Origin of the sequence: Yersinia kristensenii (assembly GCF_900460525.1) — a bacterium.
GTDB classification, from domain to species: Bacteria; Pseudomonadota; Gammaproteobacteria; order Enterobacterales; family Enterobacteriaceae; genus Yersinia; species Yersinia kristensenii.
The window spans coordinates 939212-962317 of sequence record NZ_UHIY01000001.1 but is presented as its reverse complement, the minus strand read 5'-3'; the positions used below and the strand labels follow the sequence as shown (position 1 = coordinate 962317).

Below are 23106 nucleotides of genomic sequence, written 5' to 3'. Positions count from 1 at the left end.
GTGACTGGAGAAAAGGATGATATCACCGTTAACTTCCGATATTCGCTATTTGCATCAGTTAGCCTGGCGGCCTGCCCAATTTGCCCATCCATTATGGTTGGCGGCGGCCGGAGTTAACACGGAAAATTACTGCTATGGGCGCAGCCAACTGCTGGATACCGCGTTGAATACGGTGCTGAATCGCTTGCGAAATTTTCCTCAACAGGCGCTGCCCGCCGTCTTGAGTCAGCAACAGCAATGTCAGATTGTGGGATCTGAGCGCTTGTCGGCCCGCTGTCTGGCGTTGGGATTGGTTCATTTACAATGTGATGATTATCTGCGCTTTCGCAGTTATCGGCAGTCACTTTCGCCGCTATTAAGTGAGGGCGATATTCAGCAACTCATGGGGATGGGCTATCGTGGTCACCTTCCCGCCAGATTAAATCCACAGCAATTACCCGCTGTTGCTTTGCGATTGGGGCAGAGCCTGGCTCACGATGCCCGTTGTGATGATGTGGTGTGGCGAGCAATGTCTATTTCATTACCGCCGTTAACGCGGGCGTTATCTTTGCCGCGGGCGGTATCCCTTTCTGCTGATCATTGGTTAACCCGATTAGAGCGTTTGTTATGAATCCTTTTCAGATTCGGGTGGAGACATTTGATTTTTCACTGCCTCTTGGCGGCGTTATCCCCGCGGCTCAGTTACAGGAAATGGTGCTGCGCCGCGATATTGTGTCTGATGCTCATACGCAAGCCGCAGACATAGTGCAAAGCGCGCAGGCCGAGAGTGCGCGGCTACTGGCCCAGGCGCAGCAACAGGCAGATAAGCTGCTCGAACAAACGCGGAGCCAACTGGAAATTGATGTATTGGCACAGCATGTCAGTTGGTTAGTGGCGGCGGAGCAACTGGAATCTTTACTGATTACACAGACTCGGGAGCTTATTTTGGCGGCAATTGCGTCGGTAGTGACTGCCTGGGCTGGAGAGCAAGAGGCTAGCCAGATTCTCATCCACCGCTTGGGGGCGCAAGTCGAGAAAATGGCACGCGACGATGCGCAGGTGTTACATGGGCTGATGCTGCGCGTTCATCCCCAGCATCTTTCCGCCGTGGCCTCAGCTTTAGGGGCGCGAGTGCAGTGTGTTGCAGATGAAAATATGGCGGCAGATCAGGCGCAATTAGGCTCGCCGATGTTACAACTTACACTTTCTCTCCAGCGCCATTTATCGCAGTTGCTTCTGTGGTTACAGGAATCACCGAAGCAGGAGTTCATCTCATCCGGAGCCGTATATGATAAATGCCCATAATGTGTCCGATACCCTCGCTGTTCATGGCACGCCACTCCATGGAGCTGAGTTTCACGGCGAAATAACACCTGCGCACTCGATTATGGCTTTAGCCAGCATGGAATTGTCGGAGGTCAGAGAAACCGCATTGGAAGAAACCATGGAAGAGATCGGGCTGAGTTTGGGTTCCCGATTAAAAGATCAAAAATCCGTCGAAGCTGAGGAGCGCAGTCAGCGCCGCCAGGAGTTACTGGTGAAGTTAATCACCCAGTTATCCGGTAGTGCTGATGCTCTGCTGCCGCAGAATATCCGGCTGGATATGGATATCTCGTTGCTGGCCAGCCAACTTCGCCAAGGGGGGTTATCGGCAGGGCAGCAAATCTTGTTGCTGGCCGCGATGATGGCATACAGCAAAAATAATCCGTTACGTCGCCGCAGCTTATCGCAATTACTTGAGCCGCTATTGGAAGAGGGCGGTTGGGAAATCGAGTTATTTGGCTTGCTCGAACTGGGCAGTAAGGAAAGCCAAGGGCTGGGTGCTATCAAGCAATTGTTTGCACAAAGTATTGAGCAAGATGAGTTGTCCGTTGCGGAGTGGTTTACGCAGATTAGCCGTTGGCCGCAGCGCCAGCAACGTGTGCGGATATTAATGCGCGCGGTGGCGTTTGATTTGGCCTCTCAGCCGCCCCCTCGGCATGGCAAACGTTTGGCTGCCACACTGTATCAACTTCGTCGTTTATTGATGTTTTTAGGGCTGGAAGATCATTGCAATCACATGGGGAGAGCCTGCGGCGTGGTGGGGGATATGATTCTGCATGAAGTATTGGCAGTGGTGGGCCAGCCCTGGCTGTTTAGCGGTTGGTTACAACCCCGGATTGAGGTGATTACTGGCCTGGACACCAACACACGCCGCCGATTTATTCGCCGGTTTTATGAATTGTTTAATCTTATGCCGGTTGATTGCTTCAATGATCAAGAGCAGCAACAGCAGATTTTGGCGGTGTTGCTGGAAATCTGATTTTACCATTCAGGCGAAGGCCCGATAGTGTGAAGATTGTTGGCTGTTTATTATTTCAATAATGTATATCAATGGGCTTCGGGTGATGGAAATGGATTTAGTCGCGACCCGTAACCTCCAGCTGTTTATCCAGATGGCGGAATTACCCTGTTCGGCAATAACCGCGTGCATGGAATGGCAGATAGGGCCGCGGCGGATTTACCTCGAGTGGCGCAACGGGCGGCTCTTACTGACCACGGGTGTGCAACATCGGCATTATCACCATGAGGACTTATTGCTGCTACAGGAATGCTGGCAGCTCGAACGTTTTAATGGGGTACCTCAGCGTATTTACTTATTGAACATGGGCATGATGGTCAGCTGCTCTCCCCCGGCGGCGTCAGGAGCTGAGTGCTGGTATCAGCTTTATCAGCAACAATGTGCTTTACTCCGCCGCTTGCCAGGAGAATACCGATGAGAGAATCGGCACTGACGCGCGGTTTAATGATGATAACGGCGCGGCAGGATGTTTTCTTAGCGATCATGTTGCTGGTGGCGATCTTTATGATGATCCTGCCACTGCCCACCATCATGGTGGATGTGCTGATTGCGGTTAACCTCGCGTTCTCCGTCATCCTACTGATGATCTCAATTTATCTGCGTGATCCGCTTGAATTCTCGGTTTTCCCGTCGCTGTTACTTATCACCACACTTTATCGATTGGCACTTACCATCAGCACCACACGGCTGGTCTTGCTCCAGCATGATGCCGGTGAAATTGTCGAGGCATTCGGCCAATTTGTGGTCGGGGGCAATTTGGCGGTGGGGTTGATCATTTTTACCATCATCACCGTGGTGCAGTTTATCGTGATTACCAAAGGATCGGAGCGCGTCGCCGAAGTTAGCGCCCGCTTTTCACTTGATGGCATGCCGGGCAAGCAAATGAGTATTGACGGCGATATGCGAGCCGGGGTGATCGACTCCGCTGAAGCCGGGCGATTGCGCGAGCGGGTGCAAAAAGAAAGCCGCCTGTTTGGTGCCATGGACGGGGCGATGAAGTTTGTTAAAGGGGACGCCATCGCCGGCATTATTGTCATTCTGGTGAATATTATTGGCGGCATCACTATTGGTGTGCTGCAACATAATATGTCGGCGGAACAGGCGATGACCACTTATGCAGTGTTATCCGTCGGGGATGGCTTATGTGCGCAAATCCCGTCATTACTTATTTCTATCACCGCCGGGATTATTGTTACCCGAGTTCCCGGCAGTGATAAACAGAGCCTGGCCAAAGACTTGGCAGTGCAGGTGGGGCGTCAACCCGATGCCTTGTGGCTGGCGGCAGCCATTTTGACGGTTTTTGCCCTCTTACCGGGTTTTCCTTTCCTGATTTTTATCACTTTAGCCGCGCTGGTCGCCACCCCCGCGTTTTTACTGTATCGGAAAAAGCAGCAGAGTGCGGGGGTCAGTGCCAGCGGCGAGAGTATGCCGTCGTCGGCTAACACCATGACGCCTGGCGCGGTGCCCCTGATGCTGTATTGCGCGCCCAATTTACATTATCCCCATTTGGGACGGGACATTGATGGCCTGCGCTGGCGCTGGTTTGAGTATCTTGGTGTGCCACTGCCGGAGGTGGTCGTCCGCAGTTCTCCGACATTGGCCGAAAACGAACTGTCAATTCGGGTTTATCAGGAGCAAGTGCTGAAACTGACCTTACCTGCTGATGATTTATTACTGCTTCAGCCCAATGCGGCGCTGGCGACGCGCAGCCAAACTCTGGGCATCAAAATGGGGGCTTTTGAGTGGTTGGCCGCTGAACAGGCGCACCATGCCAGCACCTTGGGGCTTCCTTATGTGCAAGGGAATCAGCGCATTATTCATTGCCTCACGCGGGTACTTGAACGGCATACCGCCGAGTTTATCGGCGTGCAGGAAACCCGTTATTTGATGGATGCCATGGAGGCGCGTTATGGCGAGTTAGTCAAAGAACTACAGCGCCAGATGCCGGTCGGGAAAGTGGCAGAAATACTGCAACGGTTGGTGGAGGAGGATGTTTCGATCCGCGATTTGCGCACCATATTTGGCGCGCTGGTGGCGTGGGCGCCCAAAGAGAAAGACATCGTTATGCTGACCGAATATGTCCGTATCGCCTTACGTCGCCATGTGTGCGCCCGGTTTAGCAAAAACCAAGCTTGGCTACGGGTATTGCGGCTGGGAGAGGGGGCTGAAAACCTGATCCGCGAGTCTATCCGTCAGACATCAGCGGGGACTTATTCTGCGCTGGGAGATAAACATTCGCGGCTGATTCTCGACAAAATAAAAAACGTGTTTGCTGACAATACCGATGCCGTGCTGCTGACGACCATTGATGTGCGGCGTTTTCTACGCAAAATCATTGAGCGGGATATTTTTGCGCTACCGGTACTTTCCTGGCAGGAATTGGGCGATGAAATGAATATTAAGGTGGCAGGCACCATCGAACTTATCGGCGATGAGCTTGATGAAGCTGCCTGACATTGCGCGATTAAGTGCTCAGTTGCAGCAACAATTGCGCTTACCCTCTTGTCCGCCAAGTGGCATAGAGTCTTGCGGGCCGATATTGGATGTTGGCCCAACATTGTTACGCGCCCATTTACCCGGCGTGGCATTGGGGGAATTATGCCAAATTGCCTCACCAAATAGGTTGGCTGAAGTGGTCGCCATTGAGCAGCAAACGGCACTGTTATCGCCGTTTTCCTCTTCCTTTGGCTTGCGATGTGGTCAATGGGTTTCTCCGCTGGGGCATGCACACCGCATCAGAGTTGGGGATGATTTGGCTGGTCGGGTATTGGACGGATTGGGGGTGCCAATGGATGCTGGCCCGCCCCTGACCGGATATTGGTGTGAGTTGGATTGCCCGCCGCCAGACCCACTTACCCGCCAGCCAGTCCAGCAAATATTGACCACCGGTATTCGCGCCATTGATGGCGTACTCAGCTGTGGCGAAGGGCAGCGAATGGGGATTTTTGCCGCCGCCGGAGTGGGGAAAAGCAGCTTACTGAGCATGTTATGTGCGGGGTGTGCGGCGGATATTACCGTGTTGGCGCTGATTGGAGAGCGTGGCCGGGAAGTGCGGGAATTTCTTGAGCAAGTGCTGACGCCCCAAACCCGCGCCCGCACAGTGGTGGTGGTGGCCACTTCCGACCGCCCAGCACTGGAGCGGCTAAAAGGCCTTTATACCGCCACCACGGTGGCCGAATATTTCCGTGAGCGCGGGCTGAAAGTGCTGTTAATGGCCGATTCGCTCACCCGCCATGCACGGGCTGCCCGTGAAATTGGCTTGGCGGCGGGGGAACCGCCGGTGATGGGCAGTTTCCCCACCAGTGTTTTTGCGACACTCCCGCGGTTACTTGAACGGGCGGGTAACAGTGAGCGTGGGAGCATCACGGCTTTTTACACTGTGTTGGTCGAGGGCGATGACATGAATGAGCCAATAGCCGATGAGGTGCGTTCGCTCTTGGATGGGCACATTGTTTTGTCGCGGCAACTGGCGGGGGCTGGGCATTATCCGGCGATTGATATTGCCGCCAGTGTCAGCCGTATCATGCCGCAAATTGTCAGTGTGGAGCATCGGGCATTGGCACAAAAACTGCGCCACTTACAGGCCTGCTATCAGGAAATCGAATTGCTGGTGCGAGTGGGTGAATATCAGCAAGGGCAGGATTTACAGGCCGATGAGGCGCTACAGCGCTACCCGGCTATTTGTGCTTTCTTGCAACAGGAGAATGCCTTATTCGCATGCAAAACCGACACCGCCGGGCTCACTCATACCTTGACGCAGCTCGCACGAGCGCTGGGTTAATCAATCCCACATTAGCGATTTTTCTGCGTTTACTGGCTCTGCGTCAGCACAAAGAGCGCCGATTGCGCCGCCAATTAATGAGTTTGCAGCAAGAAGAACAACAACAGGAACAGCAATTAGCGCACTTCCATCAAACACGCCAAGGGCTATGTCAGCAATTACACATACTTGCTCAATGGCGCGGTGAACTGAAACCGGCAGAAGCACAGGAGCAAAGAGCTTTGCAGCACCAAGCCTATCAGGCGGAGCGGCGGCTGCAAAAATCATTCTGTGAGTTGGCGGCTCAACGGCTACAACAGCAAGCCGCCATTACAGCACAACAGGCGCTATTACGGACTAATCAGCGTGAGCAGGAAAAATTACGGATGCTAATCAAAGATGAGTCGAATCGATATTGAAGGCGCGATACCGCCGCTCAGTGAGGGGCATTTTAGCAGCGAACAGCGGCAAAATTTAGTCAATGAGAGACAAAAGCAGCAATTTGCCCGCTATCTCCCTCGGAGTTCATCTTCCATGCAGGATATGGCCCGTGCAATGGCGAACTTGGGTCATGAAAACCTGATGCAGACGGACTACCGCATCGTTAGTGGGCCACTGTCTGGCACTCGGATTCATGTCAGTCTGGCGGCTCAGGGTTTGGTGATTGTACTTAGCCACCGCAACCGTGGTTTGGCCGAACGCCTACAACGTCTGCAATCTCGCTGGCAGCGGCAACTTCATCAATTGGGCTTCCCTTGCGTGTTGGAGGTGACCCATGATGGCGATATTGTCGGCTGAATTACGCGACATCAGCGCCGTCATTGGGCGCGGGCGTCATACCGGCGGTGTGTGCGCCACACTGGAGCAGGTCGAAGGCGAGGGCATTTACCTGCCACTCCACTATGCTGGCACGAGGTGCGGTCTCTGGTTATCACAGAGCTGTTGGCATCACTGGCTGACAGCTTCACTGGCTACCGACAACCCCCATTTGCTGGCGGCAGAATTGGTCAGCGCCACGGCCGCTTGGGCGGTCAGCCCATTGTCTGCCGTGCTACCTGAGTTGGCTATTGACGCCCCCGCGCCAGTAGCGATGACACTTTTGCCCCAATGGGCGGTAGTGTTGGTTTTCGAGCTGGAAGGTCAGTCACTGCGTGGTGTGTTGTATGACTGGCCTTTGGCGGCGTTAGCTGAAACTTTTTCCGATTGGCACCGCGAGCTGGCCACTGAGCATAACCTCCGGTGGCAGGCTGAGCTAGTGGTCGGGTGGAGCCGGTTATCACTGCATCAATTGCAACAAATCAGGCCAGGGGATGGGGTGCGAATCAACGGTGCCGCTGAATGGGAACAAGGGAACTGTTGGTTATGGCCAATGGCATCACCGCAGATTTATATCAAACTGGAAGATGGAAATAGAGTGATTATTCAACAAGTTAATGACGACATTGACTCGTTGCTCGCGCTGGATATCGCCGCGCTGCCAAAAATGCCACCGGCGGTGCAACTCGAGCAATTACCACAAACACTGATCATGGAAATTGGTCGCCTGACATTGCCGCTGAGTGACATTAAACAGTTAGATGTCGGGCAAACATTAGCCTGCCAAACCCACCTCTACGGTGAGGTTAATATCCGGCTGCATGGGCAGATCGTCGGCAGTGGCAGTTTATTGTGTTGTGATGGGCAGATGGTGGTGCGTATCGATCAGTGGTTTATCCGGCACACTTGAAGCCGCAGCGGTGTTAGCGGCGTTCATTCACCCGAATCACTGACCTGAGTCAGCTCATCGGGATTTATTCACTTGCTGCCTTGCTGCAACCCCAATTGTTTTGGATAACTATTTGTCGGCACACTTGAGGGCGCAGCGGTGTTAGCGGTGTTCATTCACCCGAATCACTGACCTGAGTCAGCTCATCGGGATTTATTCACTTGCTGCCTTGCTGCAACCCCAATTGTTTTGGATAACTATTTGTCGGCACACTTGAGGGCGCAGCGGTGTTAGCGGTGTTCATTCACCCGAATCACTGACCTGAGTCAGCTCATCGGGATTTATTCACTTGCTGCCTTGCTGCAACCCCAATTGTTTTGGATAACTATTTGTCGGCACACTTGAAGCCGCAGCGGTGTTAGCGGCGTTCATTCACCCGAATCACTGACCTGAGTCAGCTCATCGGGATTTATTCACTTGCTGCCTTGCTGCAACCCCAATTGTTTTGGATAACTATTTGTCGGCACACTTGAAGCCGCAACGGGGTTAGCGGCGTTCATTCAGGCCATGACCTGATAGGGGATTGCGGTGAATCGATAAATACTAGGGGCCTTCTTCTTTATCCAACAGGTCAGTTTTTGCGGAATAGATTATGGAGTTGCTGAATTCGTCCTCTCAATTAATTGTCCTGCTCTTTATCCTGTCATTGCTCCCCTTGTTGGTAGTGATGGGGACATCATTCCTCAAACTCTCGATTGTCTTTTCATTGCTGCGTAATGCGCTGGGGGTGCAGCAAGTACCGCCCAATATTGCCATTTATGGTCTGGCGCTGGTGTTAACCATTTTTATTATGGCTCCGGTCGGGTTGGATGTGCATGCTCGCCTCCAGGATGAGCCACTGCCCAATGATATTGGCGCTTTGTTGCATCATATTGATGAGAGTGCGCTGGGGCCTTACCGCGATTTTTTACAACGAAATACCGATGCAGAGCAGGTCAATTTTTTCAATGACATTGTCAAAACCAAATGGCCGGAACGCTATCGCGACACCATAAAACCCAATTCATTACTGATATTAATGCCCGCTTTTACTCTTAGCCAACTGACCGAAGCATTCAAAATCGGTTTGCTGCTTTACTTGCCCTTTGTGGCGATTGATTTGATTGTCTCTAACATTTTGCTGGCAATGGGGATGATGATGGTTTCGCCTATCACCATTTCACTCCCATTCAAACTGTTGATTTTTATATTGATAGATGGCTGGGGGCTACTGCTCGGGCAGTTGGTAGGCTCTTACTTGTGAATCGCCATCAAAGGAAACAGCAATGAGTACGGCCATTGTGGTTCATTTGGCGACTCAATTGTTATGGATAGTTTTATTGCTATCAATGCCGGTAGTGGTGGTGGCGTCGGTGGTCGGGTTGGTGGTCAGCTTGTTACAGGCGCTCACCCAAATACAGGACCAAACATTACAATTTTTGATTAAATTGCTGGCTGTATCAGCCACGTTATTGATTACCTATCATTGGATGGGGTCAACATTGTTGAATTATACCCAGCAGACCTTTTTGCAGATAACCAGTATGCGGTCTTGATATGCATGATTCTCTACATTGGCTAGGGGCGTTGGGGCTGGCGATGATGCGCCCTTACGGTATGTTACTGATATTACCTCTGTTTACCGCCCGCAGTTTGGGCAGCAGCTTACTGCGTAATAGCGTGGTTTTTGCTATCGCCCTGCCGGTCACTCCGCTGTTTTTCGCCACGACCTTACTGCACCAGGGTAACCTCAGCGGGTGGTTCTGGTTGTTATGTATTGAGCTGATAATCGGGGTAATGATAGGTTTTGTTGCCGCATTGCCTTTTTGGGCCATTGATATGGCGGGCTTCCTGATTGACACCTTACGCGGTGCCACCATGTCGACGTTGTTTAACCCCAGCATGGGGATGGAATCCTCCATTTTTGGTGTGCTGTTTACACAAATATTGACAGTCCTGTTCCTGATTTCAGGTGGATTTAATCTGGTGCTGTTGGCACTTTATGGCTCCTATGACATCTTGCCTGCGGGCAGTGGGATCCAGCCCACATCGGCCATGCTGCAATTTTTGCAAAGTGAATGGCGGCTGATGTATGAACTCTGCCTAAGCTTTGCTTTACCGGCGATGTTGGTCATGGTCTTAGCCGATTTATCTTTAGGATTAATCAATCGTTCGTCCCAACAACTGAATGTATTCTTCCTGGCAATGCCGATCAAAAGTGCATTGGCCCTGCTTTTGTTACTGATTAGTCTGCCTTATGCATTACATCACTATTTGGTCGGTATTAATCAGACTGAACAGAAAATAAGCACACTTATCCCGCTGATAAAAGGGGGATAATAATGAGCGGTGAAAGCAGCGAAAAGAATGAAAAGCCCACGGCCAAACGGCTGAGAGAGGCTCGGGAAAAAGGGCAGGTGATTAAAAGTGTCGAGATAACCTCCGGGATACAGTTGGCGGTGCTGGTGGCCTATTTTTTTCTGGCGGGCGACACTTTGCTCGATCAAGTCGGCGTGCTCATCCGCAGTTCAATCAAACAATTACAGCAACCCTTCACTTTTGCACTGGCGCGTATTGGGTCAGAGTGCATGGCGGTGCTTATCCACATTGTAGGAATATTGGGTGGGGCACTGATTTTAATGACGATTATTGCCGGTCTGGCGCAGGTCGGGCCGTTATTAGCCACCAAGGCGGTGGCGTTTAAAGGCGAACATATCAACCCCATCAATAATGCTAAACAGCTTTTTTCATTGCGAAGTTTATTTGAGTTGACCAAATCATTACTGAAGGTGGGCGTATTAACCCTGATTTTTGGCTATTTATTGGCGCGATATGCCAGCTCTTTTGGTTATCTGGCCTATTGTGGTAGTTACTGCGCTATTCCAGTATTCGGTACATTAATGAGTTGGCTATTGGGCGCATTGATTGCCTGCTATGGTGTTTTTTCCCTGCTGGATTATAGCTTTCAACGCTATAACACCCTGAAACAACTGAAAATGTCTCATGAAGAGGTCAAGCGAGAACACAAAGACAGTGATGGCGACCCGCATATTAAGCAGAAACGGCGGCAGTTGCAGCAAGAGGTGCAAAGTGGCAGTTTTGCTAAAAATGTTCAGCGCTCCACGGCGGTAGTGCGTAATCCTACTCATTTTGCCGTGTGTCTGTTTTATCACCCGGATGATGCCCCGCTTCCGGTGGTGATTGAAAAAGGCAAAGGCGAACGGGCGGCATTGATCATCAAATTAGCGCAACAGCAGGGAATTCCTATCGTGGAAAATATTGCGCTAGCACGGACATTGCATCGCGATGTGGCCTGTGGCGATACCATTCCCGAACCCTTATTTGAGCCGGTGGCCGCTATTTTACGCCTGGCTTTAGCGCTGGATTATCAATCCTCGGATGAAGATGATCCATTTTGATTCGAAATACTTATCCTTTGCCCAAAACTCCCCTCTGACAGATTAACTTCTGGTTAGTCTCTAATTTCCAATATGTCGCGTCTCCCTTAACCAAATAATTAGCTTATTATAGGAGGGTCTATTTCTCGTCGCGGCATATGGCCCTCATCTTGTCGGTGACAACACGTATTTTGGAGGTGTCAGTGTGAGCTGGCAGATGTTTAAGTCTCAATATTTGGTGCGCTTCTGGGCCCCTCTGCCAGCAGTGATTGCCGCAGGTATTTTATCGACTTATTACTTTGGTTTGACCGGCACTTTTTGGGCTGTGACTGGCGAGTTCACTCGCTGGGGCGGCCATCTGATGCAACTGTTTGGCGCGCATCCGCAAGAGTGGGGTTATTTTAAAGTTATCGGATTAGAAGGGACGCCATTAGATCGTATCGATGGCATGATGATCATCGGCATGTTTGCCGGTTGCATCGCTGCGGCATTGTGGGCTAACAATGTGAAATTGCGAAAGCCCCAGCATCGTATCCGTATTGCTCAAGCGCTGGTGGGCGGCATTATCGCCGGTTTTGGTGCGCGCTTAGCAATGGGCTGTAATCTGGCGGCTTTCTTTACCGGCATTCCACAGTTTTCACTGCACGCCTGGTTCTTCGCACTCGCGACAGCGGCGGGATCCTATTTGGGTGCCAAATTCACTTTGTTGCCGCTGTTTCGTATCCCGGTGAAATTGCAAAAAGTGACATCAGCCTCGCCACTGACCCAGCATCCCGCCAGGGCTGCACGGCGTTTTCGCCTCGGTATGGTGGTGTTTGTTCTGGCGTTGGGTTGGTCGTTGATTGAGCTATTCCACCACCCGAAATTGGGCATCGCCATGCTATGTGGAATTGGTTTTGGCTTGCTGATAGAACGGGCGCAGATTTGCTTTACCTCCGCGTTCCGCGACCTGTGGATCACCGGGCGCACTCACATGGCGAAGGCGATTATTCTGGGGATGGCGGTCAGTGCTATTGGGATTTTCAGTTATGTCCAACTGGGTGTTGCGCCCAAAATTTTGTGGGCAGGGCCAAATGCGGTGATAGGGGGGTTACTGTTTGGTTTTGGTATCGTGCTCGCCGGTGGCTGTGAAACCGGTTGGATGTATCGCGCGGTGGAAGGGCAAATTCACTATTGGTGGGTGGGGTTGGGGAATATTATTGGCGCGACTATTTTGGCGTATTATTGGGACGATTTTGCCCCAGCATTGGCAACCAATTATGACAAAGTTAACCTGCTGGAAACTTTCGGGCCGATCGGTGGGTTGCTGGTGACTTACCTGATGTTAGCCATCGCGTTTGCCGCCATGCTGTGGTGGGAAAAACGCTTCTTCCGCCAACAGAAAGCTGCCGCATCCTCTTTGGCTAAGGAGCCATCATGAGTAACTCTTCATCCGCTGATAAAACAGCAATCTCAACCGCTATCGTGCCGGATTACCGCTTGGATATGGTGGGCGAACCCTGCCCATACCCGGCAGTCGCGACGCTCGAAGCTATGCCGCAACTGAAACCGGGTGAAATTCTGGAAGTGATCAGTGACTGCCCACAATCCATTAATAATATTCCGTTAGATGCCCGAAATTATGGCTATACAGTATTGGATATTCAGCAAGATGGCCCGACCATTCGCTATTTGATCCAGCGCTGAAGTGGATAGAGCGGAAAGGCGGGTTTAACCCGCCAGTAAGGCTTTAACTTTTCACGTTATAAGCAATCGGCGCTATCAGCTCAATCACCCCGTTGCGCAGCAACTCGGCGGGGGGAGTGGGTAAGGGTTGGGCGCGGGAAATTAGGGCCATTGCTTCGTGGTCCAATATTTTAGCGCCAGAGCTGGTGAATAACTCCGCAGTTAATACTTTTCCTTGATGATCAACGACAAAGCGTACATGACTAATCCCTTCCAGGCGGTAGCGCAAGGCTTCCCGTGGGTAGCGTTTATAGCGCGAAAGATGGGCCAGCACCTCACTCTGCCACGAGGCTTTTCCACTGATAGCGGCTGAAGCAACGCTGGAAAATGTCGCGGCATTCTTATGGCTATCGCCAGGTAATGGGGCGCTGGTGGTTGGGGCGGCCTTTTCTGCAACCACCGGCAGCGGAGTGTCTGTCCGCGGTTTGGTTGGCGCTATTTTTTTCTTTTGCACCACTTTTTCTGGTCGGATCGCATGTGTGCCTTTTGGCGAGCCAGTTAATTTCGGCAATTCTTCAGGCCGTTTTTCGGGCGGGGCATCATCGGGTGCTGCCATGCTTTGCTGTAGCCCCTGTGGGATGTCGCGTGGCGCGGATTTGGCTTGCTGATACAGCGTCAGTTCAATCATCACCGCCGGAGGCAGCACGCCCTGAGGGGCCATTTTATTTATCCAGCCGAGCATCAAAACGGCGGCAAGCATGTGCAGCCCTAGCCCGAATAGCAAACTGATACTCCAGCGCGTTTTGGGCTGGCCGCGGGGCAAATCCATTGCAATATCATGGTTATTTTTTGTTATCGACATAATGGTGCCGCCTTCCTGCAACTCTAATTATTTATTTGATTAATAATGATTTTATTATTTATTTTGCGTGTTTTTTGTTGGTCAATATGGTTTTTTGCCCCAGAGAATAAGTGACAGATTATACAAATCAATAGCCATATTGATAGTTATTGTGATTATCATTTGCATTTGAATGAGCTTTTCGCTTATAACCGCCAGCCTTAGAAGAGTGAAACCCCGTGGTATTCACCCTCGCGGGACTGACTGTTGTTTTGTCATTTTTTATCTCTTTTTTACAGCAAAGTGGGCCACTGAATTGATGTACCTGATGCCGCAGGGTTGCCGCGTAACTGCCCGACGCCTGCCTGAGGCTGTACTGTCTAACGGATGCATTCATGGATAAACCGCCATCAAATAAAGTGAGCCTGGCTTACCAGAACACTTATGGTCAGTTGGTCAGTTTCTTTCGCAAAAGGCTGGATAATGCCAGCGACGCGACGGATCTGTCGCACGATGTCTTTACGCTGTGGTTAAAGCGGGCGAAACAGACACCCGTCGAGCATTCGCGGGCATTTCTTTTCAAGATTGCCCATCGAGTGCTGATTGATCATTGGCGGGCGGCGGGCAAGCAGCGCATGGCACTGGTACAAAGCCATGAAGATGATGATGTTGAGCAAGAAGCCCCCGCCGGGGCAGATCCACAGCATTTGCTCGAGCAGCAGCAACGGCTGAGCCGATTGGAAGAGGCGCTCAATAGCCTCAGCCCACGCCGCCGCGAGGCTTTTCTGATGCACCGTTTTGACGGCCTGTCACAAATTGAGGTGGCGGAGAGAATGGGAATTTCTGTCAGTATGGTCGAAAAACATATTGCGGGCGCATTGCTGCATTGTAAGCGCCACGTTGCTGAATCAGGGAGTGAGCAACATGATGGATGAGAGCCGTTCTCTGAGCGCTGAAATCGATGAACAAGCGGCGTTATGGTTCAGCCGTAGTCAGGCCCGCCGCTTAACCAACCAAGAGCAACAACAATTGGACGCGTGGCTGCGATATTCCCCTGCCCATGCAGAGGCTTATCGCCAGATGCAGCAGGTTTGGGGCGATTGCGCATTGATTCCGCGCCCTGCCAGTGCGCCGCAACCGGCAAAACAGGCTCGAAGTTGGCGGCCCTTACGCAGCTGCGCCGCAGGGTTATTTTTCTTGTTTGCTCTGTTGCTGCCGATGAGCCAATTGCCCTCGTTGCTGACCAATGATATGAGTCTGCAAACTACCGATTACAGCCGCGAAATCGTGCTGTCAGATGGCACTCGGGTGCATGTTAATCGCCATTCGCAGATTCGCGTTCATTATGCCAAAGATAATCGTCAACTCTGGCTGGATCAGGGGGAAATTTACCTACAAGTAGCCGCCAATAAAGCTCGGCCATTCACTGTTTATGCCGGTGAGAGCCAAGTGAAAGTGGTCGGAACCGCATTTGACGTGCGTTATGACTTAGGCGAGGTCGCCGTGGCGGTCAAAGAGGGTATTGTCGCGATGACCGGCAGGCCAAATATGGCGGCGGTAATGCTGCATGCCGGTGACACGGCGCGGCTGTTGCCAGAGAAAAAACGCTTGCAGCTCAGCCAACGTGCGGTAGCTGAAATCGGTGAATGGCGCAGCGGGCAATTATCGTTCCGCAACCGCCCACTAGGAGAGTTACTGACCCAATTACGGCGCTATCGACAGGGTAAAATTGAACTGACTGATGCCAGTTTGGCGCAGTTACCGGTATCTGGTTCACTGGATTTAAACCACCCGGATGAGTTCCTTGACTCATTACCCTTGCTATTGGCGGTCAATGTGGTGCATGACGCGCAAGGTAACATAATGATTTTCCGTGATTTAAATAAAAAGTAAAAAAAAGTTCATTTCATAGGTGAGGATAATTCTCATTATCACGTCTTCCCTGATGCTGGTGCTTATTGGCATGGCATTGACATTTCTTAGGGAAGAAATAGCGTGATGATAAACAATAAAAAGAAATTTTCTGGGATGCCTGTTTTCTCTGCTTTGGCGCTGGCAACGCTATTCACCACGCAGGGCGTGATGGCGGCGGATGCGCAGTTTAATCTGGCGGCACAACCGTTGGCGAATGCTATCACGCAGGTGGCACAACAGGGCCAACTGCACGTTATTTTCGATGAATCCGATGTGCGTAATTTGCGTGCGCCAGCCCTCAGTGGTCACTACAGCGCGCCCGCGGCATTGCAGCAATTGCTGGCAGGCAGCGGATTAGAGCTGGTTTCTAGTGGCAAGGGGTACGTCATCCGCCCGATGCTGGCGGCGGGCGCTTCCGCGGGTAGCATGGTGTTACCGACCACCTCAGTCATGGGGGAGGCCGGTGGCCGTGTTGCGGTGGATAATTTGATGTCGGCCCCGCAGGTGGTCACCTCCGAAGAGATTCGCCAACGCCCGACCGGTAACGGCAATATTACCGAATTACTGCGCACCAACCCGGCGGTACAGTTTTCCAATAGCGGTAACACCAGCATGACGCAAGGCGAAATCAAGCCCGGCGCTATTTCTATCCATGGTTCGTCGAGCTATCAAAATGCCTACAATCTGGACGGTGTCAGTTTTAATAATGACATTGACCCGGCGAGTGATGGCAACGGCGAAACCATTACTCGCGTCGATAGTGGTGATCAGGGCATGTATCTCGACAGCCGCCTGATCGACAGTATCACGGTGTTCGACAACAACATTCCGGTGGAATTTGGCGGTTTTACCGGCGGTACATTGGATGTCACCAGCCGCCGCTGGCGCGGTGAGGACAGCGCCCATGTTTTCTATCGTGAAACCCGTTCCGCATGGAACAAGGTTTTCACCGATCCGAATATGGATTTCGACAGTTCAAAAAACGATACCAGCCGCCCGGCGCGTTATCAGCCGAAGTACAACAAACAAAGTTATGGTGGCTGGTTTGAAGCGGGTATCACCGACAATATGGGCATTGTATTTTCCGCCTCACAGCGCCTTTCTGATATTCCGACCTACACCACCGGCGGCAGCGGCCTGCAATTGGGGCCAAATAATGAGCTGGAAGTGGTGTCAGTCACGCCCGGCTATCGTAGCCAGAAGCGGGTTTCGGATAACTATTTTACCAAGCTTTCCTGGGATGCTAATGAGCGCACCAGCGCGCATCTCTCGGCGAATTATTCGGCGTACACCAGCACGCTGTTCTCCAGCAGTGTCATTAATTCCGGCTATGACAACGACCACAATGGGCTGAGCACCACACTCCAATTGGAGCACCGTTTTGATATTGCTAACCTGGATTTTACCGCCGGTTATCAGCAGCTTAAAGATGAACGCACTAATGACATGAAAGACTTCTTCACTCTGGAAGACTATTACACCGACTGGCGCAACCCGCAGTTTTATAACAATGGCGGACAGGGGGATTTGACCACTCGCCAGAACAGCGCCAGTGCCAAAGGGGTGCTGCGTTTTAATGAATTTAATGCCTTGGGCTTACAACATGCCCCTAACCTTGGCTTTGAACTTAACAAAACCACTGCTCGCTATATCCGGGAACGCGACTATTACCGCTACAAATTCAGTGCCGCGGCGGATGATATCGCTGACCTGACCGAAGCCAGTTATATCACCCGTTTCCGCGCCGGTAACTATGAGGCCGGTTACACCAATTACGCGCTGTTTTTGGATGATAGCATGCAATATGGCCGCCTGACTGTGCGCCCAGGTGCGCGTTTGGACCGCGATGACTTTGTGCAAAAAACTAATATTGCACCGCGTCTGAGCAGCAGCCTTGATGTGTTTGGTTCCGGCGATACCGTGCTGATTGCGGGCGCTAACCGCTACTATGGCCGCTCGATGCTGACTTACGCACTGTACGAAGCGCAGAACGCGGGTATGGAACATTGCTATTACTTCTGTTCACTGGATCCGTCCGAGAATGAGTGGGACGGGGTGAAAGACTTTGAAGGCATTGACAGCTTAAAGACGCCGTATAACGACGAACTGAGTTTTGCTCTCCAGCAGCAGGTGATGCAGAGCACATGGCGCTTACAGTATGTGCATCGTGAAGGTTATGACGAAGTGCGCAGCCGCACCAAATACCGTAATCCAAGTGATGCGAACCAAGCCCGTATTCGTACTTTTGATAATGGCGGCCGCAGCAGTAACGACACGGTCTCACTCTCTGTTAGCAACAGCAAACCTTGGGAATTGGCATCAACCACCCATGCCTTTACCAGCTCGCTGACCTGGCAGCAAAGTAAAAGTAATACCCCGAAAGATCAAGGCTATGCCTTCTTTGACCCGAACACCAAACTGGATTCTGACAAAGTGTGGTACGACGGCAAAGTGATTAATGCTGCTGATTTACCCTCGACAAACTTCAACTCGCCGTGGCGACTTAATCTGGAACTCACCAGCCAGTGGCAAGAATACGACCTTACCTTCTATAACCTGTGGCAATGGCGCAGTGCACGTAATCAAGCGGTGCGCTATCAGAATGAGTATTACACCGACACCAACACCGGCACTCAGATGCTGAAATATGAGAAAACGCACTTTGCCAGCAACTTTCGCTGGGATACCAAAGTGACCTGGCAGCCCGCCTTTGCTTATGGTGCCGGGATCTCGGTTGAGGTGAATAACTTACTCAACAAACGCAATGTGTCTGACACCTTCGTGTATGGCGATCGCGTGCTGCACTCCTATGAGCCAGGCCGCCAATTCTGGCTGCAAGTGAGCTACGACCTGTAATCGGATTTGTTATTTAAAATCATCGGGTTGCTGCGGCGGCCCGATACTTTTTGTTCTGAATCTTCAGAACCTTTGCTTGCCGTTTATTGATAAAAGCAACTTATGAAAACACTGAGACAATTCTATTACCTTGCCAGACCCTTCTGGGGCATCCGCTCAGCACTGCTGGCCTGGCTGTTGCTGCTGGTGGTGTTGGCACTCAGCCTTTCTTCTGTTTGGTTTAATGTGCAACTTAACCAATGGAATGGCAGTTTTTACAACGCGTTACAGCAACTCAATAGCCAGGCGCTGTACCAGTTATTGCAACATTTTATTCTGTTGGTCAGCGCGTTGATTTTGGTGGTGGTTTTTGCCGACTACCTCAAACAGAGATTAATAATGCGCTGGCGTATCGGCATGACCGAACATATTTTAGCGCGCTGGTTGTCTCACAAAGGCCAGCATTATGCGTTAAAAATCAATGCACTGGTGCCGGATAACCCCGACCAGCGTATTGCTGAGGATGTCCGGTTACTGATTGAGTCCAGCTTGCGCTTGCTCATTACCTTCCTGCATTCGCTGCTCACCCTGATTTCGTTCGCCGCCATTTTGTGGCAACTCTCCGGCAGTATTAGCTTCTCACTGGCGCAGCACAGTTTCACTCTGCCCGGTTATATGTTCTGGGTGTGTATTGGGTACACCTTGATTGGCATCACCCTGACCCATTGGATTGGCTATCCGCTGCGCCAGTTGAATATGGATCGTCAGCGGCGTGAGGCCGATTACCGCAGTGGATTGATTGCTCGGCGCGAAGCCAGTGACGCCATTGCCGGTCAGCGGGGTGAACGCCATGAGCGCGGGGCATTATTGCAGCGTTTCCGCGCGGTGGCCGATAACTGGTATAAGCTTATCCGCTATGAAAAAAACCTCTCATTCTTCACTGTGGGTTACCAGCAACTCAGTGCGCTGGCCCCGATTTTCTTTGCGCTGCCGAAATTTTTGGCCGGTGAGTTGTTGCTCGGCGGGCTGATGCAAATTCGCCAATCTTTTGCCCAAGTTGCCGGGGCGCTGGGCTGGTTTATTTTCTCCTATCGCGAGATTGCCGCCTGGCAGGCCACAGTCACCCGTTTGTATAACTTTGTGGTGTTGCTGGATGCCGAGCCCACCAGCCCGGTTGACAGCGCGCCGGACGACGACTTACCACTGCGCGCCGCGCTGGATCTCTATACTGCGGAGGGCGCGATGCTACTGAGCAACATCACCCTCAATGCGGCGGCGGGCAGTTTGACCCTGATCCAAGGGCGGTCGGGAATCGGCAAATCCACCTTGCTGCGCACCTTGAGCGGCCATTGGCCACATTATCAGGGCCGCGTTCAGCGCAGTGACAGTGTGAGTTGGTTGCCCCAGCGCCTCTATCTGCCCCACGAACGGCTGGACGATTTATTGGCTTATCCGGCACAGCGCGGTGATTTCAGTGAAGCGCAATTCCAGCAGGTTCTGCTGCAAGTGGGCTTACCACAACTGAATTATCAGTTGGCGCTGTCAACTGATTGGCAGCAGCGCTTGTCGGGGGGGGAACAGCAACGGCTGATGTTCGCCCGCCTGTTACTGAACCAACCGCGGTTGATTTTACTGGATGAAACCACTGCTGCGCTGGATGCTGCCAGTGCTCGCCACTTATTACAGTTGCTCAGACAGCAATTGCCACACAGTGCGGTGTTGCTGGTCAGCCACCAAACATTCCTGGCTGAGATTGCCGACCATCAATATCACCTCGATGATTTATCCGATGCTATTCAAGGAGTTGCTACGCCATGCTTAACCGACTAGTGCGAACATTACTCGTTTGCTTGTTTTTGGGGAGTGTTTTGCCGGTTTCTGCCGAGGAGCAAAAACTGCCGGTGCGCGCTGACCTCCAGCATTTCACTCTGGACAATGGCATGCAGATTTACCTGCTGCCGCGTGATCAACCCGGGGTAGAACTTCGTTTGCTGGTGAACAGTGGGTCAGTGCAAGAGAGTGAACAACAGCGCGGGCTAGCGCATTTTGTCGAGCATATGGCGTTCAAAGGTACCCGCAACTTCCCCGGCACCAGCAGCTTTAAATCGCTGGAAAAACAGGGGATTACGTTGGGTAGCCATGTCAACGCGGTGACCAGTCTCAATGCCACCACCTACAAATTGTCACTGCCGAATGCCGATGCCAAACAGCTGACTTTGGGGCTGCACATTTTATCGGATTGGGCGCAGGGCATCAGTTTTGAACCCGCCGCCTTTGATAAAGAGCGCCAGGTGATTGTGGAAGAGTGGCGCTTGCGTCAAGGGGTCGGGTTCCGCATCAATCAAGCTTTGGAGCGCTTGCGCTATCAAGGTAGCCGCTATGTAGAGCGCGATCCTATTGGGTTGTTGGATGTGGTGCGGCAAGCTCCGGTGAGTGAGGCCGTGAATTATTATCAGCAATGGTATCAACCGCAGCGCATGGCATTGGTGGTGGTCGGTAAGTTTAATGCGGGTGATTTACGTCAGCAGATCAAGGGGTTATTTGCTATTCCCGCCCCGAAGCACTCGGCGCAAGATGGTGCCAACTGGGCAAAATTTGCTCCGCAACCGGGGTTGATGCTCAGCACGGTATTTGATGCTGAACAGGGCACGCGCATTATTCAACTGGCGCTACAGCGCGACCTGGCGGCACCTTTAGACAGTGCGAATGGGCAATGGCGCGACCTGCTTGATACCCTGTGGCTGACCATTTTTAATCAGCGGCTCTCATTGTTGGTGGATAACGGCCTGTTATCGGTGGCGAGTATCAATCAACAAGGTGCCCTGCTGGACAACCGCCGGATTCAACATTTGATGATTGCCCGCCCGCAAGGCAGTGACTATAACGGGACACTGCGCCAGTTATTCACCGAGTTACAACGGATGGCCACTGCGCCGGTCAGTGACGTGGAACTGAATGCGGCTCGTCAGCAAATCCTCACTAAACTGAGCCAGCAGGCCGCCAGTGAAAGCCGCTATCAGCATGATTATCTGGCGGATAATCTTACCACCGCCATTGAGTTTGATCTGCCGATGCTGAATAAACAGCAGCAATTCGCGATGACCAAAACCTGGCTTGAGGCCATCGGCCCAGAGCATGTTCAAGCTCAAGTGGCTGAATTATTGCAGGAAGGTTCAGCTCGACTGGCACTGATTGGCCCGGATAGTGATAAATCGCTGGTGGATAATCAGCAATTGGCGGCGATGTGGAACAGTATCCGCCAAAGCACGCCGGGGCCGTTTACCCTGAAACCGAAGCCGGTCACCTTGACCGTCACCCCACCGGCTGCGGGCAAAATTGTACAGCGCCAGACTTTACCCATCCCTGACACCCAACTCTGGACATTGAGCAATGGCGTTCGGGTGATTGTTAAAGCCAATAACCGCTTGAAAGATGATGTGCAACTCTCGCTGCGCATCCCCGGTGGGCGCTCGCTAGAAGATGATAATAGCGTGGGTGAAGTCAATTGGGCGATGCGGCTGCCACAAGTTAGCGGTTACAGCCAATACACTCCACACCAGTTGGCCCAGCTAGGTAAGCAAACAGAAGTGACCATCGCCCCTTATGACGAGATGCTGTTCCACGGGTTGCGCGGGTCGGCACCGGCAGACAAACTTGAGCCGCTGCTGCAATTATTGTATTTGAAAATCACCGCGCCGCAGTTCTCGGCGGAGAAACTGGCGCAACAAAAACAGTCATTTGCGCTGGGGTTAGAGAAACAGCCGGTGGAGCGCCGCTTCCTCGACAGCATTACCCAAGCCGGTTATCAGCATGGCGATCGGTTGTTAGTGACGGCCACCGGCCCGTGGCGTGATTTTACTGTGGCGGGTCTTGAACAGCGCCACCGCCAGCTCTTTTCTGCCCCCCAAGATATGACCGTAACCCTCAGTGGTGCGCTGGATGAAAAGCGCTTACAACCTCTGGTAGAGACATGGCTGGGCGGCTTGCCGCGTAGCGAACAGCGTTTGCATTGGCGCGATTTAGCAATAAAACCGCTGAATCAGGCGATGAGCCAGGATTACCCGCTAGCCAGTAGCCCGAAAACCATGGTCAGTATGCAGTTCTCGGCGGATGCCAACTGGTCGCAGCCGAATCAACTGGCGCTGCAATTATTGGATAAAATTGTCACATTACGGCTGCGTTATGACATGCGCGAACAAGCTAGCGGTATCTATACGTTGGGCTTTTCGCAGCTATTGGCAAAACTGCCGCAGCCTTATTATTTGGCGCGGCTCAACTTTACCTCCGCCCCAGAACGCGCGCAGGAAATGACGCAAATGGCGCAAAAGGTGTTACAGCAAATAGCGGCTGAGGGCGTCACGCAATCAGAGTTGGATAAAGCCAAAAAAGCCTGGTGGATTGAACAGGATAGCAGCCGTAACAGTGCCAGTTATTGGACTGATGCACTGGCGCAGGTGGCCAGTGATGATGGCAATTTTGCTTTGCTGGCCCAAGAGGAACAGCAAGTGAAAGCGGTCACGCTTGAGCAGGTCAATGCTTTAGCTGCTCAATGGTTAGGGCGCAATCCGAAAGTATTTAGTCTCAGTCCGGCGAAATAAGTCATTAAGGGGCCATAAGTTTTATCGTATT

The 23106-nt window shown here is 52.0% G+C and carries 21 protein-coding genes; 20 read left to right on the top strand and 1 reads right to left on the bottom strand.

Annotated features, from left to right (window positions below; all coding sequences use genetic code 11):
• Positions 1 to 16: 16 nt before the first annotated feature.
• From DX162_RS04460 to yedF, 15 genes are all read left to right on the top strand, one after another.
• The gene (locus DX162_RS04460) at positions 17 to 610 is read left to right on the top strand and encodes a type III secretion system domain-containing protein (protein WP_004391775.1); all 594 of its coding nucleotides are present in this window, start codon (positions 17 to 19) and stop codon (positions 608 to 610) included.
• Positions 607 to 1284, top strand: a complete 678-nt coding sequence (gene sctL / locus DX162_RS04455) for a type III secretion system stator protein SctL (protein WP_050413820.1) — start codon at positions 607 to 609, stop codon at positions 1282 to 1284. Before DX162_RS04460 ends, sctL begins: the two co-directional genes overlap by 4 nt.
• The gene (locus tag DX162_RS04450; protein ID WP_032820405.1) at positions 1268 to 2281 is read left to right on the top strand and encodes a TyeA family type III secretion system gatekeeper subunit; all 1014 of its coding nucleotides are present in this window, start codon (positions 1268 to 1270) and stop codon (positions 2279 to 2281) included. Before sctL ends, DX162_RS04450 begins: the two co-directional genes overlap by 17 nt.
• Before the next feature lie 85 nt (positions 2282 to 2366).
• Positions 2367 to 2738, top strand: a complete 372-nt coding sequence (locus DX162_RS04445; protein WP_032820434.1) for a type III secretion system protein — start codon at positions 2367 to 2369, stop codon at positions 2736 to 2738.
• Positions 2735 to 4774, top strand: coding sequence for an EscV/YscV/HrcV family type III secretion system export apparatus protein (locus DX162_RS04440; RefSeq protein WP_032820407.1), 2040 nt, complete (start codon positions 2735 to 2737; stop codon positions 4772 to 4774). The genes DX162_RS04445 and DX162_RS04440 overlap by 4 nt, the downstream gene beginning before the upstream one ends.
• Positions 4761 to 6101, top strand: coding sequence for an EscN/YscN/HrcN family type III secretion system ATPase (locus DX162_RS04435; protein ID WP_032820408.1), 1341 nt, complete (start codon positions 4761 to 4763; stop codon positions 6099 to 6101). The genes DX162_RS04440 and DX162_RS04435 overlap by 14 nt, the downstream gene beginning before the upstream one ends.
• Before the next feature lie 77 nt (positions 6102 to 6178).
• Positions 6179 to 6499, top strand: coding sequence for a type III secretion protein (locus tag DX162_RS04430; protein ID WP_080987359.1), 321 nt, complete (start codon positions 6179 to 6181; stop codon positions 6497 to 6499).
• On the top strand, positions 6480 to 6878 hold the full coding sequence (locus tag DX162_RS04425; protein ID WP_032820409.1) for a hypothetical protein: 399 nt from the start codon (positions 6480 to 6482) through the stop codon (positions 6876 to 6878). The genes DX162_RS04430 and DX162_RS04425 overlap by 20 nt, the downstream gene beginning before the upstream one ends.
• Positions 6856 to 7806, top strand: coding sequence for a YscQ/HrcQ family type III secretion apparatus protein (locus tag DX162_RS04420; RefSeq protein ID WP_032820410.1), 951 nt, complete (start codon positions 6856 to 6858; stop codon positions 7804 to 7806). The genes DX162_RS04425 and DX162_RS04420 overlap by 23 nt, the downstream gene beginning before the upstream one ends.
• Before the next feature lie 631 nt (positions 7807 to 8437).
• Positions 8438 to 9088: a type III secretion system export apparatus subunit SctR gene (sctR, locus tag DX162_RS04415; protein WP_004391784.1), complete on the top strand. Its 651-nt coding sequence runs from the start codon at positions 8438 to 8440 to the stop codon at positions 9086 to 9088.
• Between the two features lie 22 nt (positions 9089 to 9110).
• Complete coding sequence (locus DX162_RS04410) at positions 9111 to 9380, top strand: EscS/YscS/HrcS family type III secretion system export apparatus protein (protein ID WP_004391785.1); 270 nt, start codon at positions 9111 to 9113, stop codon at positions 9378 to 9380.
• 1 nt (position 9381) lies between these two features.
• Entirely contained in the window at positions 9382 to 10164 is a 783-nt protein-coding gene (locus DX162_RS04405) for an EscT/YscT/HrcT family type III secretion system export apparatus protein (protein WP_004391786.1), read from the top strand.
• A 2-nt stretch (positions 10165 to 10166) separates the two neighbouring features.
• The gene (locus tag DX162_RS04400; protein WP_004391787.1) at positions 10167 to 11243 is read left to right on the top strand and encodes an EscU/YscU/HrcU family type III secretion system export apparatus switch protein; all 1077 of its coding nucleotides are present in this window, start codon (positions 10167 to 10169) and stop codon (positions 11241 to 11243) included.
• A 184-nt stretch (positions 11244 to 11427) separates the two neighbouring features.
• On the top strand, positions 11428 to 12642 hold the full coding sequence (gene yedE, locus DX162_RS04395; protein WP_004391788.1) for a selenium metabolism membrane protein YedE/FdhT: 1215 nt from the start codon (positions 11428 to 11430) through the stop codon (positions 12640 to 12642).
• A complete protein-coding gene (gene yedF / locus DX162_RS04390; RefSeq protein WP_050413821.1) occupies positions 12639 to 12908 on the top strand; it encodes a sulfurtransferase-like selenium metabolism protein YedF in 270 nt (89 codons plus the stop codon). The genes yedE and yedF overlap by 4 nt, the downstream gene beginning before the upstream one ends.
• Positions 12909 to 12951: 43 nt before the next feature.
• Here the strand turns inward: yedF and DX162_RS04385 are convergent, their stop codons facing one another.
• Positions 12952 to 13671, bottom strand: a complete 720-nt coding sequence (locus DX162_RS04385; RefSeq protein WP_032820438.1) for a TonB family protein — start codon at positions 13669 to 13671, stop codon at positions 12952 to 12954.
• Positions 13672 to 14123: 452 nt separating this feature from the next.
• Between DX162_RS04385 and DX162_RS04380 the strand changes: the two genes are divergently transcribed.
• The 5 genes from DX162_RS04380 to DX162_RS04360 all read left to right on the top strand — a co-directional run bounded on the left by DX162_RS04380 (position 14124) and on the right by DX162_RS04360 (position 23075).
• Positions 14124 to 14663 (top strand): RNA polymerase sigma factor, encoded by a 540-nt coding sequence (locus DX162_RS04380; RefSeq protein ID WP_004391791.1) that lies wholly within the window; start codon positions 14124 to 14126, stop codon positions 14661 to 14663.
• Positions 14653 to 15621, top strand: a complete 969-nt coding sequence (locus DX162_RS04375; protein WP_032820411.1) for a FecR family protein — start codon at positions 14653 to 14655, stop codon at positions 15619 to 15621. The genes DX162_RS04380 and DX162_RS04375 overlap by 11 nt, the downstream gene beginning before the upstream one ends.
• 105 nt (positions 15622 to 15726) lie before the next feature.
• Positions 15727 to 18498 (top strand): TonB-dependent receptor, encoded by a 2772-nt coding sequence (locus DX162_RS04370; protein WP_004391793.1) that lies wholly within the window; start codon positions 15727 to 15729, stop codon positions 18496 to 18498.
• Positions 18499 to 18600: 102 nt separating this feature from the next.
• Positions 18601 to 20307 carry an ABC transporter ATP-binding protein/permease gene (locus DX162_RS04365; protein WP_004391794.1) on the top strand — a complete coding sequence of 569 codons (1707 nt, stop codon included), beginning with the start codon at positions 18601 to 18603 and terminating at the stop codon, positions 20305 to 20307.
• Entirely contained in the window at positions 20292 to 23075 is a 2784-nt protein-coding gene (locus tag DX162_RS04360; protein WP_032820412.1) for a M16 family metallopeptidase, read from the top strand. The genes DX162_RS04365 and DX162_RS04360 overlap by 16 nt, the downstream gene beginning before the upstream one ends.
• Positions 23076 to 23106: the final 31 nt, after the last annotated feature.

Coding starts and splice junctions, on each gene's coding strand:
- DX162_RS04460 (WP_004391775.1), top strand. CDS start 17: ATGATATCACCGTTAACTTCCGATATTCGCTATTTGCATCAGTTAGCC.
- sctL (WP_050413820.1), top strand. CDS start 607: ATGAATCCTTTTCAGATTCGGGTGGAGACATTTGATTTTTCACTGCCT.
- DX162_RS04450 (WP_032820405.1), top strand. CDS start 1,268: ATGATAAATGCCCATAATGTGTCCGATACCCTCGCTGTTCATGGCACG.
- DX162_RS04445 (WP_032820434.1), top strand. CDS start 2,367: ATGGAAATGGATTTAGTCGCGACCCGTAACCTCCAGCTGTTTATCCAG.
- DX162_RS04440 (WP_032820407.1), top strand. CDS start 2,735: ATGAGAGAATCGGCACTGACGCGCGGTTTAATGATGATAACGGCGCGG.
- DX162_RS04435 (WP_032820408.1), top strand. CDS start 4,761: ATGAAGCTGCCTGACATTGCGCGATTAAGTGCTCAGTTGCAGCAACAA.
- DX162_RS04430 (WP_080987359.1), top strand. CDS start 6,179: ATGAGTTTGCAGCAAGAAGAACAACAACAGGAACAGCAATTAGCGCAC.
- DX162_RS04425 (WP_032820409.1), top strand. CDS start 6,480: ATGAGTCGAATCGATATTGAAGGCGCGATACCGCCGCTCAGTGAGGGG.
- DX162_RS04420 (WP_032820410.1), top strand. CDS start 6,856: ATGATGGCGATATTGTCGGCTGAATTACGCGACATCAGCGCCGTCATT.
- sctR (WP_004391784.1), top strand. CDS start 8,438: ATGGAGTTGCTGAATTCGTCCTCTCAATTAATTGTCCTGCTCTTTATC.
- DX162_RS04410 (WP_004391785.1), top strand. CDS start 9,111: ATGAGTACGGCCATTGTGGTTCATTTGGCGACTCAATTGTTATGGATA.
- DX162_RS04405 (WP_004391786.1), top strand. CDS start 9,382: ATGCATGATTCTCTACATTGGCTAGGGGCGTTGGGGCTGGCGATGATG.
- DX162_RS04400 (WP_004391787.1), top strand. CDS start 10,167: ATGAGCGGTGAAAGCAGCGAAAAGAATGAAAAGCCCACGGCCAAACGG.
- yedF (WP_050413821.1), top strand. CDS start 12,639: ATGAGTAACTCTTCATCCGCTGATAAAACAGCAATCTCAACCGCTATC.
- DX162_RS04380 (WP_004391791.1), top strand. CDS start 14,124: ATGGATAAACCGCCATCAAATAAAGTGAGCCTGGCTTACCAGAACACT.
- DX162_RS04375 (WP_032820411.1), top strand. CDS start 14,653: ATGATGGATGAGAGCCGTTCTCTGAGCGCTGAAATCGATGAACAAGCG.
- DX162_RS04370 (WP_004391793.1), top strand. CDS start 15,727: ATGATAAACAATAAAAAGAAATTTTCTGGGATGCCTGTTTTCTCTGCT.
- DX162_RS04365 (WP_004391794.1), top strand. CDS start 18,601: ATGAAAACACTGAGACAATTCTATTACCTTGCCAGACCCTTCTGGGGC.
- DX162_RS04360 (WP_032820412.1), top strand. CDS start 20,292: ATGCTTAACCGACTAGTGCGAACATTACTCGTTTGCTTGTTTTTGGGG.